Raw genomic sequence first — 1,507 nt, 5'->3', positions numbered from 1 at the left:
GTCGAGATCATCGAGGACATCGTTCCGCTCTATAACATCGACGTGAAGCTTCGTTTGCCGGGACGGCGGGTGAAGGGCGTGTACCTAGCCCCGCAAGGGACGCCGCTCGATTACAGATCGGACGCCGAAGGCATCAAGTACACGCTGCCCGAGCTTGAATGCCATCAGATGGTCGTCATCGATCTGCAAGACTAAGACAACTTCAAGATTTTACTAATTCCGGAGGTGTTCCAACGCACCTCCGTTTTGTCCTATAATGAAACTCTGATAGCGCTTTACTGCGGGAGAGGTGACGGGGCTTGCTGACAGCTATGAAAAACCGCGTATTGGACTACTATTACTCGCTTTCCGTCAATAAAAAGATCACGCGCTCGTTTATGACCGCCCTGTCCTTGCTGCTTATTTTGCTGTCCGTTTTTACGTACCGTGTTTCGTCCGCCATACTGATCGACAAAGCCATCGAGAATACGGAGCAAAATTTGCGGCTGGTCTCGGAGAAGCTGGAGATCATCCTCGACAATTCGGAAAACTACTCCAAAATCGCGATTACAAACAACAGCGTGCAGCGCTACCTGAGCGCCCCGCCCACCTCGGATCCGCTGGAAAATTACAACCGTTCGGTTGAGGTTTCGAACGCCCTCGCCGATATCGTCGACTCCAAGACGTTTGTGGACGCTATGCTCATCTACGACCGCAACGGCCACCTGTACGATTCCGGCGGACTCAAGAACGTCCGGAACGTCAACGACGAATATGTCCGCGCATTCTCAGGTTCCGTTTACGGCCCCGTATGGAAGGATACGGCCAAAAGCAACTACGAGAAGGAAGGGGGGGCTCACCCTGTCGTCTCGCTCCTTCAGAAATTCAACACCGCCAAGGACGGGAGTCCCCTTGGAGTGATCCAATTATCTATCGACGAGCGGTACATCGCCGATCAATACGCTCATATCAATATCGGGCACAGCGGTGAAATTTTTATCGTCAACAAGCAGGGCACGATCGCTTCGCACAGCGACAAGAGCCAGCTTTATGCCTCTATCGGGCAGGAGCCTTATTATTCCTGGGTGATCGGGCATGAGGGCGGCCGGACGTTCAGCTTGAACGGCGAGGACAATCTGGTCGTTGCCCGCACCTATCCGCGCTTGAACTGGATTATTGTCGGAATCGTGCCGATTAAGGAGATTACCCGCGATAATCAGATTTTGATGGAAAAAACCTTTTATTTAAGCCTCATTTTCGTCGTTTCGGCCATCATCCTGACCATTCTTATCGCCAGATCGATTACGAGGCCGCTGAACCAGATCAAGAAAACGGTCAAAAGCGTGCAGGAGGGCAACCTCGACGTCTGGCTCGAACTGAAGGAGCGCGACGAGATCGGCGCCTTGGCCAGAGAGTTTAACAAAATGGTCGTCCGCACCAAGACGCTCATGGAAAACATGGTGGAAGAGCAGAAGAAGAAAAAAGAGTACGAACTCGCCGTCATGCAATCGCAAATTAATCCGCACTT

At 52.1% G+C, this 1,507-nt stretch carries 2 protein-coding genes; both read left to right on the top strand.

Annotated elements, in window-relative coordinates; all coding sequences use genetic code 11:
- Nucleotides 1-195, top strand: a 195-nt coding sequence (locus tag QJ48_RS37785) for a hypothetical protein (protein ID WP_054977488.1), incomplete at its 5' end; no start/stop codon positions are given.
- 104 nt (nt 196-299) lie between these two features.
- Nucleotides 300-1,507 (top strand): sensor histidine kinase (locus QJ48_RS32625; protein WP_237763133.1); only part of this gene is annotated, 1,208 nt, incomplete at its 3' end.

The organism is Paenibacillus sp. A3 (assembly GCF_001399685.1).
Taxonomy (GTDB): Bacteria; Bacillota; Bacilli; order Paenibacillales; family NBRC-103111; genus Paenibacillus_G.
The sequence above is the reverse complement of the archived record's forward strand: the minus strand, read 5'-3'. Positions and strand labels throughout refer to the sequence as shown.